4 protein-coding genes and 3 pseudogenes are annotated in these 9,350 nt (G+C 60.5%); 5 read left to right on the top strand and 2 right to left on the bottom strand.

Going from position 1 to position 9,350, the window contains the following annotated elements; translation table 11 throughout:
* The first annotated feature begins 1,545 nt into the window (after positions 1-1,545).
* The 5 genes and pseudogenes from KIP88_RS40775 to KIP88_RS40755 form a co-directional block, all read left to right on the top strand.
* Positions 1,546-3,150, top strand: coding sequence for an outer membrane beta-barrel protein (locus KIP88_RS40775; RefSeq protein ID WP_308163755.1), 1,605 nt, complete (start codon positions 1,546-1,548; stop codon positions 3,148-3,150).
* 792 nt (positions 3,151-3,942) lie between these two features.
* Positions 3,943-4,566 (top strand): DUF1007 family protein, encoded by a 624-nt coding sequence (locus KIP88_RS40770; protein ID WP_214493763.1) that lies wholly within the window; start codon positions 3,943-3,945, stop codon positions 4,564-4,566.
* Positions 4,557-5,658: pseudogene (locus KIP88_RS40765) on the top strand (nickel/cobalt transporter). The gene KIP88_RS40770 and the pseudogene KIP88_RS40765 overlap by 10 nt, the downstream one beginning before the upstream one ends.
* 487 nt (positions 5,659-6,145) lie before the next feature.
* On the top strand, positions 6,146-6,310 hold the full coding sequence (locus tag KIP88_RS48010; RefSeq protein WP_308163756.1) for a transposase: 165 nt from the start codon (positions 6,146-6,148) through the stop codon (positions 6,308-6,310).
* A gap of 164 nt (positions 6,311-6,474) precedes the next feature.
* Positions 6,475-7,233: pseudogene (locus KIP88_RS40755) on the top strand (IS66 family transposase); the annotation flags it as partial.
* Positions 7,234-7,629: 396 nt separating this feature from the next.
* Here KIP88_RS40755 and KIP88_RS40750 read toward each other — a convergent pair.
* The gene (locus KIP88_RS40750; RefSeq protein WP_214493758.1) at positions 7,630-8,085 is read right to left on the bottom strand and encodes a MerR family transcriptional regulator; all 456 of its coding nucleotides are present in this window, start codon (positions 8,083-8,085) and stop codon (positions 7,630-7,632) included.
* A 538-nt stretch (positions 8,086-8,623) separates the two neighbouring features.
* A pseudogene (locus KIP88_RS40745) lies at positions 8,624-9,210 on the bottom strand (IS5/IS1182 family transposase); the annotation flags it as partial.
* Positions 9,211-9,350 lie beyond the last annotated feature (140 nt).

Here is a 9,350-nt window from a genome sequence, read left to right as displayed (position 1 = left end):
CAGAAGCCGGTCATTGTGCATCGGCACGGAAACGTGGAGCGCTGGGCTTCCCTAAGAGGCTATACGAGCAAGACGATTGGCCAGAGGCGGTAAGGCGAACGGCTCGGGAGAGGCAGGCGATGTCAATGGGGCGCTAGATCAGTCCGTCGCTGTACTTGACAGCCTTGCCTGCCAGCTTGCGATTGGGCTCGGAGCCTGACGCCGAAAATAAGCAGTTGATCAGTCTGCGGATCTCCTCGCGGCCTGTCTCCCGCTGCGCTGCGCCAGCGGACCGAGCCAATTGGCCAGCCAGGCACTTCGTGCGAAAAGTCGTTCGGCATAACGCCAGAACGCCCCCGTTCATGGAAAGACATTCACGTCGACGCCGGTGACAACCACGGGTTGTCCGGCCGCTTGCGTTCCGAAATGTACGAGGCCGGACATATTGTCGCGCCCGGCTCCGTGCCGCTTGAATCGCACGCCGCGTCAGATCGTACGACGGTTGTGAAAGTAGGTAGCAATGGCTCCAAACCGTCACGATGGATAACAAACGTTGCGAATGTCACAAGTGTTGAGCCCCACGCCGCCTGAGGCTGTTGCGCACTCGTCGGGGTTGGTTCGGCAAGCAGTCTTTGCGCCGCGTGGGTGGCGCCGGTGCGCTTCCCACCGGAGCAGGGTGCCGATTCGCGATCAAGCTGAGACGTGAAAGATGATGCGAATGTACGGTTGGGTGGCGTCTAGCGGGCTGGGTGCGTTCGCTGCTTCGATGCTTTCGTTGCGATGATCTGCGCTTTGAGAGACCTTGATGTTGCGCATTGCGCTAGAAGAACAATACCGAAGGACATGCGCCTTAGGAGAGAGTTGGTGAATCAAAGTCGCCGCACTTGTTGGATTGCAGAACGCATCGCTGTGTCGCGGTCGCGTACACCAGAGGCGTGTCGAATGTCGTCGCGTGATTCCGGTCGCGCTTGGCGACGCGGTGGTGCGAAACCCGGGTTTCAACAACCGGCGGCCGTCCTCGAGTGTCACCCGCCAGGAGAAAGCGTCGAAACGGCAGGTTCGGAACGTGAGAGCCTACTGTGCGAACTGATGCACCGTCAGAGGCGTCGTCACGGTGAGGGAAGAAGGATGAATCGGAAATGCGTCTCCCACTCTCGCCACCGCCGAGATTGTGCAGTTGTTCCGGGCCGTGACTGCGTGAGTAACTGTCATTGAAGGTGTGCTGGCCGTGCCGAAGTCATGGTGCGATCTGGAGTCTTGATGCTACCCACTCTTACGAAGTGCCCGCAGACCCTGCAATTCGGCTCACAACCCGGCTTGCTTCGTTCACGGCATCATCACCCAATTGCGGTGCGGTCATCTTCGGGGCGGACTCGGCGCGCATTGCGGTAGCGTCTGGTCCGTCCCGAGGGGTTTGCTGTGCGGCGACAACCTAAGGCGCTCGGTTGTGGACCGGGAAAATGAAACGGAGTCTTTAAGATGCGATCTGGATTTCTTTTTTGGGGAGCCACAACAATTGCGCTCCTTCCAAGCGGTGCAGTCCATTCGGCGGACCTACAGCCAGCAGTGAGGCTGCCGGCGGCGGTGTGGAGCTGGTCCGGAGGATATATTGGCGGGCATGTCGGCGGTGGGTACGGCCGGACCTCTTTCAGCAATCCCTACGGTCCGTCAATCTATGGGGGCGTGGTCGATACCCCTTCGTTTCTGGCAGGTGGTCAGACCGGCTACAACTGGCAGATGAGCAGCTGGGTCGTTGGTGTCGAACTGGATGCCAGCGGTGCTGCCTCCGACGGCACAAATACCTGCTTCGCCGCCTCCGGCAGGATTGTGAGCGCAAACTGCAAGGCAAGTCCAAACGTCTTTGTCAGCGGGACCGGTCGCGTAGGTTATGCGTTTGGCGCGCAAGGCCGCACGCTGGCCTACCTCAAGGGAGGCGTAGCTTGGCAAAACAATCGGGGCGACGTCGCCAATAACTACGAGTTTGGCCGGTCGCCACAGGAGAAAGTTCATTTCGACTATGGTCGCGTCGGTCAGGTCATCGGGTTGGGCGTCGAGCAAGCGCTGACGCCTGCATGGTCCGTCAAAGTTGAGTATGATTATCTGCATTTCGGCGGCCCGAGTGTCGCGACCCCTCCGACCGTGCAGGCTCCGCCGCTTGCAGTTCTTCCGGCGAACACAACCAGCCTATCGAGCAACTACCACATTGGAAAGGTCGGGTTGAACTACCGCTTTGGCGCCAACCCGCGCGCATCGCAATGGTTCGATGCGCCGCTGTATGCAAAAGAACCCAGCAGCGTGCCGCCGATTGCGTACACCGCCGGTTGGTCAGTCGAAGGCGGATCGCGGCTCTGGCTCAGCCGGGGAAGATTCCAGTGGGACCACGGCATAGACCCAAGCATTCTCCTATCGAGGCTCACCTATCACGGACAAGACGGACCTTCGGGAGAACTATTTGGCCGTCTTGACAGCCCGTGGGGAATATTCCTGAAGGGCAATATTGGCCTCGGGCGCTTCAACAAAGGAAACGAGAATGACGAAGATTGGGGCATGCCCAGGGGCTACTACAGCAACACGGTATCAGGCCAGGCAAACGGAAACTTCACGTACTACACAGCCGACGCCGGGTACGACTTCCTGCGCGGCGCCAACTACAAGGTCGGCGGATTTATCGGTTGGACCTATTACGGCCAAAAGTCGGACAAGCTAGGATCCGTGCAGATCGCTAACCCCATGCTGCCAAGCCTGGCACCGGGTGACGATAGGGTCGTCGGCAGCCAGGATACTCAGTGGAATGCACCTCGTGTCGGCCTAAGCGCCGAAACCATGCTCACCGAGCATTGGCGCTTAAGCGGCGACGTCGCTTATCTGCCTTGGACCGATTTCAGGGGGCGTGACAATCATCTCGCGCGCGAAACGACCACCTTCATTGATCAACGCGGGGATGGAGGCGGGGGGGTCCAGCTTGAAGGCGTGTTGTCTTATCTCGTTACCAGCAACTTCAGCGTCGGCGTCGGTGGCCGCTATTGGGCAATGTGGACCAAAAAGGACAGCGGTCAGACATGTACCGGCTGCCCCCCGTTCCCGATCAGTGTTGGGGGGGAGGTTGGCGGTGAGAAGTACAGCATGGAGCGCTGGGGTACGTTCTTTCAGGCCTCCTATAAGTTCGATTGAACGGCTCAAGCTTAGTCAGGCTCCAGAGGATGGAAGCGGGTATTGCCTCATGAAGGAATGTTCTCGCAGATGTGATCGTTGCCTCTTATTTTGGTGGGTGCGCGAGCCGGTCGTTGAGCTGGCCGAGGTTGCGCAAGCACCGGCCCCCCGGTCAGGCGAGTTTTAACAGCGCCAACGCCATTGTTGTAACTGAAGCGTAACCGTCGCTTTGAAAGAGACGCTTGAATCTCACGCTGCGTAACGTGATGGTCTTCGAGCGATCGTGAACCTGCGAGCAAGCATGCACATCGGATCCGACGGCTTGCGTGTGAATACCAGCATGGGAACAAATGGCGTCCCGAACAAGCCGAAAGATACCTGTTCGAAAGAGGCGTCGATGAACTGTATCGGATGGTTGAGACGCCTCCGGCATGTACGAGCGATGAAGGATTAAATATTATCTTGCCGGTCGGCTTATCTGTGCGGCGCCAAACCACGGACGCACAAGCCCTGCCAGCCGAACTGCGATCGGGCGCATGCAGATTGTTGACAGCGTCACCACGTACATGGAGCCAAGCAAGTGGCTCATACGCTGCAGCTTACGGGCGGCGGCAGGAGACTTCCATGAGTCACTCGCTCTATAGCGCGGATCGTTCGACCCAGATCAAGATCGGGTTCATCGCTCTCGCCGCTGGAATCGTTGTGGCGGGCCTCGGCATCGAGAGGCGCAGGGTTACGAAGACGACACGCCAGGGACCGTTCGTGTCATTAAGTCGGGTAAGCCGGTGCGCTCCAAGCACAGGACGCCCGACATTGCCGTGTCTTCTGTTGCTGCTCGGCGCCGGCCTCACGCTCACGGCGGCCGCGGCGCGGGCGCATCCGCTTGTCTGGATCACCGCGACCAGCGAGTTGCTCTACGTGGACGACGGCTCGCTCACCGGCGTGCGTCACGCCTGGGCGTTTGATGACATGTTCTCGGCCTATGCGGTTCAGGGGCTTAAGGGCAAGACCAAGGGTGCCTATACGCGTGAGGAACTCGGATCGCTAGCGCAAACCAATGTCGAGTCGCTGAAGGAATATGCCTACTTCACCTTCGCGCGAGCCGACGGCAAGAAGGAGCGATTCCAGGAGCCGGTCGACTACTTCCTCGACTACAAGGATACGGTGCTGACCCTGCACTTCACGCTTCCACTGAAACAACCGGTCAAGTCGAAGCAATTGGTGCTCGAAGTGTTCGACCGCTCCTTCTTCATCGACTTCCAGATGGCCAAGGACAATCCCGTCAAGCTGGTCGGCGCGCCCGCCGGCTGCCAGATGAAGCTGGAGCGACCGCGCGACGGCAGCGCCAGCGCGCAGAAGCTCAACGAGCAGACCTTTGTGACCGGCTCCAATTTCGGCATGATGTTCGCCAACAAGATCACGGTGGATTGCCCTTGACCGGTCGACTTTATTCCGTCGCGAGCCGGCTGTTTGCCTTTGCCGCCGTTCTGGTCGTGCTGGGCGCCGTCGATGCCGCGCTTCACGACCTCCTCGCGCAAAATCCGTTCAGCAACTCCCGGAGCGTGGCGGAGCCCGAGGCGGCGGCCTCATCGGCTGGCCCCTGGCCAAGCAGTCGGAATTCTATCGCCAGATGTCCTCGACGATCCGCGCCGCGAAAACCGACGGTTCCGCGGTGTGGACGCTGCTCTTCATCTCCTTTGCGTACGGCATCTTCCATGCTGCCGGTCCTGGCCACGGCAAGGCGGTGATCGCCTCCTATCTCGTCGCCAATCGCGAGACCGCGCGACGCGGCATTTTGCTGTCGTTTGCCTCGGCACTGATGCAGTCGCTGGTGGCGATCCTGATCGTCCGGCATCTTCGTTTGGGTGCTGAATGCGACGGCCAAGACCATGTGCAAGGCGGAAGGCGCGATCGAGATCACGAGCTACGCCCTGATCGCGGCGTTCGGTCTGCGCCTGTCTGGGTCAAGGGCGGCGCCTTCATCCGCGCGCTCCAGGCGGCGCAGCCGGTGCCGGCGATCCCGGGCGTGCCGCATCGCCATGATCACGGCCATCGCCATCATCACGATGCGCATGATCATCATGACCACGCTCACGATGATGGTCACGCCCATGCCCACCAAGCGCATGACCACGTCCATGACGAGCATTGCGGCCATTCCCACGGACCCAAGCCGAGCGAGCTCGCCGGTCCCGGCGGCTGGCGGCGCGGGTTCGCTGCGATCCTCACCGTGGGCATCCGCCCGTGCTCGGGCGCAATCCTTGTCCTGGTGTTCGCACTCGCCCAGGGCCTGTTCTGGGCCGGCATCGCCGCGACCCTGCTGATGGGGCTCGGCACCGCGATCACGGTCGCGGCTATCGCCGTGATGCCGTCTCCGCCAAGGACGTCGCGCAGCGCCTCAGCGGAGCCCGCGACGGCAGCGGCGCGCTCTTCATGCGCAGGATCGAGTTCGTCGCCGGCCTCCTTCTACTGTTGGGCGCTGGCCTGCTGTTCGGCTACATCGCCGCCGAACGCTCGACGTGTTTCTGAGTGGAATGGCTCGTAACCCCCTGGAGCGAACGCCCCATCCGGGCGTGAGAGGAGCAGGTCGGCCAATCTACGGAAAGCGTGATCGCATCGTGAGACACGTCTATAGCCCGGATGTGGGCCTGTCCTGATCCATCGTCCCGGCGAAGTGCGCATTCCAGGGATGGTGATCAGGTGTCATTCGGCCCTTTAATTGCGGATTGTTGTCAATCACCTTTTAAACTTTCCGACGGCACGACGGTAGCGCTCGCGCGGTCGGAGCTGGTCAGGGTTGCGGAGACGGCGCGAGCGCGGCTGATTGGTAGTTTGCCGGCCAGGCATTGGATCGCTCGGGCTGGTTGATGTCTTCGCTGGGTCACGGTCCTTTCGTTAGCGTGTAGGTCACCCCGCATAGCGGGCGGCGTTTGATTGTCAGAGAATCTCCCGGTGATTTGTTCCCAGCAGATCATATGAGCGAACATAGGTCTGATACACTAAGAACTTCGAAGTTATCACGGCGACACCCGAGTGGCTTCCGGTCAGTCCGGGGCGAAGCCATCGCACCTGGTCGCGGGAGGCGAAGGAGCGGATTGTCGGGGAAACGTTCGCGCCCGGGGCGAACGTGTCGGCGATCGCGCGGGCTCACGGGCTTGATCCATCGCAGGTGTTTGCCTGACGTCGCAAGGCGCTGACCTCGGGAATTGTTGCGCCGCTTTCCGAGCGAGCCCGACCGATCAAGTTCGCGCGTTTTGAAGCTGTGGCGGGCGAGACGATGGAAATTGTGGTCGGCGATGTCGCGGTGCGCATCGGCAGCGATGTGGAGCCTGAGCGGCTTGCTTTGCTCCCGGATCCGGTAAGACGCAAAAGGCCTGGCTGTGGGCGTATGCGCGGGACGACGGCCCCTTCGGCGGCAACGGTCCGCCCGATGGTGGCTTATCGCTTCGAGGACAGCCGCGGCGGCAAATGCGTCGAGCGACATCTGGCGGGCTTTGCCGGCATTCTGCAGGTCGACGGCTATGCCGCCTATAATCGACTCGCCAAGTCGGCGGGCGCCAATGAGGGCGTGCAGCTTGCGGCCTGCTTTGCCCACGTTAGGAGGAGATTCTACGAGCTGCACGTCAACGAAAGCTCGCACCTGGCGACGCAGACCGTCACGACAATGGCTGGGCTATGGGCAATCGAGGCCGACATCCGCGGCCAGGATCCCGCAACGCGGGCGAAAGCGCGCCTGGAAAGGTCGACGCCTATCGTCTCGACCCTCTTCGACCTGTGGGGAAGAGAACTGCCGCGCCTGTCCGGCAAATCCAAGCTCGCTGAGGCGATCCGCTATGCTCTATCGAGGCGTGCGGCCCTCGAGCGCTTCCTGACCGACGGTCGCATCGAGATAGACTCGAACATCGTCGAGCGGGCAATAAGGCCGCAAACAATTACGAGGAAAAATGCGCTCTTCGCCGGGTCGCATGTTGGCGGCCTGGGCGACCATTGCCACGCTTCTGCAAACCGCGAAGATGAACGGACGTCGACCCGCACGCCTGGCTCACACAAACCCTCGACCGGATCGCGCAGGGCGGCAGCAGCGCGTTCGGTCTCTTACCGTAAATCCGGTCCGACGCCTCCCAAGAACTACCAGCGCATGTCGTTCAGGCTTCCTCGTAAATCCGACGGCGGGTGCGCCGTGGACGGATTCAGATTGCGGAGTCGCATCCTTCTGCCGCACAGGGAACTTTTCCGGAAGAAACCGCACGAGCTTATCGCTTGAGGCATCCACGAAAAAGGCCCCCCAAGGAGCCTCCTGCATCGGCAGGCCCAAGGTCGTGACGCACAGAAAGCCGTAAGGCTCGATACTGAGAAGAGCCCTCGAAGGATCTGCCTTCCTCTCAACGGGAATATTTGTTCGCACCAGGATTATCTCACGCCCCGTTCCGAGGAGAGAAGCGGCATCGGTAAAATGGGGTCATATCGGCCACACGCGCGCATACCTTGGCAACAGTCATATCAATCCGTATCTTCTCCCCGCAGACGCCGGCGCGTCTGAACATGCGTACTTTGGTCCGATATTGCATCGAGCCGACCAGGTAACTGGTCTATAGTGACATCCGTTTCAGGATTCAGCACCATTTCGCGGAGACGATCTCTTGTCAGGGTTGCACGCTCAACTTGAAGCTCAGCACGCTTCAATTGCTTCTTCAAGAATTCAGAAAGCGCAGTTTTGCGTTCTATCGCTTTGCGAATGTCTAGAATGGAGCATCCAACCTCGCGGAGCGCTCGGATGTGAGATACTCTTCTGACGCTTTCGCAGTCATATAGCCGATGACCACCGCACGTACGTTGCGATGCGGCGAGTAATCCCGTGTCCTCATAGTGACGCAGAGTGCGAATCGTTACGCCGGTCGCCTCTGCAACTTCACCGATGCGTCTCAATCGACGCCGCTGTGGTGTAGGTCTGGTCATGTTTCCAAGCCTACAACTTGACGCGACGTGAGATTCAAGCCATTTTGATGGTCTGCTGAGACTATTGCCAATTATACATCTCCGCGCTCTCATCAGGAAAAAGTGGCAATCGACAACTCCACTCTGCTGCACTTTCCCCAGTTGTCCTCGCCAAGATCGGTGCAGAAAGGGCGGAGGGATCGCTGCTCCCTAACGGCCGCCGCAACGGCCACCGTCAACCTTCTCAGGAGCATCAATCCGTGCTCAGGTGCGGCTGCGCGCCCCAGAGTGAGCTTCGAGAGTTCAGTTCGATTATTAGGATTCCCATACTGCCGGAAGTGCCCACTGCAGTGAGAGGTCTTCCGCCTCGTAAACACCACTTCGTGCCTGCTACAATGTGCGTTAGGCTCAAAACGAGGCCGGTGATCTTCCCCAAAAAATGGAGAGGGCCAAGCTGCCTTTAGCTTCATCTCGATCTGGCTGATATAGGCGATCGCGGAGCGACGACGGGTTCGAGTGTAGAAGCATCGATGTAGTCGGCCGTGAAGAATCCTGATTTTCAGGCTGGATTGACCCGTGGTTCGGCGAGGGTGGCGATGATTTGCCACAACAAGAGCCTGAGCCAGCAGGTCAGGCGGCGGAAGTAGCCGACGGCGGCGAGGACGGCGTTGATGGCGTCGCCTTGGCGATGCCAGAGGTAGTTGCGGCCCATGCGGTGCTCGGATTTGAGGTGGCCGATGACCGGCTCGACGGCGGAGCGCCGTCGCAGCTCGCGCTTGATCTGTGGCGTCACCCGCCGCTTCTGTCCTGAGATGAACACCCTGAACTTGTAATCGGGCGGGGCGTTGTGGCCGCGATAGCCCTTGTCGAGGAGAGCGCGCTCGATGGTGTTGCCGATCAGCGCCTCAATCTCGGAGATGACGGTTGCAAGTGTGTGGCCGTCATAGGGATTGCCGGGCAGCGCCGTCACATGGGTCACGAACTGCCCGCCGTCGGGCCGGCCCAGCGTGGTGGCGACCGAGACCTTGAAGCCGAACTCAAGGCCGGTGCGCCTTGCCCTTGCCGATGCACTCCACCTCCGGCGCGTGCAGCGAGTAGGCCACGCTGGTGCTGCTTCTGCTCAAGCACTTGTCGCGCCTGCGCCAATGACCTGGACGCGCTCCGGCGGCCAGCCCAGACCGATGGCGCGATCGACGAGGCGGTACTACAGCTCCGTGCTCTCCTGGTGCTGGCGCACCTGGTTCACGGATGACTGCCGCACGTAAACATAGGCCAACTTGGCTCGG

Origin of the sequence: Bradyrhizobium sp. SRL28, assembly GCF_018596315.1 — a bacterium.
Lineage (GTDB): Bacteria > Pseudomonadota > Alphaproteobacteria > Rhizobiales > Xanthobacteraceae > Bradyrhizobium.
This window is presented reverse-complemented; position numbering and strand designations above follow the sequence as displayed.

Excerpts from the sequence above, each read along its gene's own strand:
- KIP88_RS40750 (WP_214493758.1), bottom strand. The coding sequence starts at position 8,085 with ATGACCAGACCTACACCACAGCGGCGTCGATTGAGACGCATCGGTGAA.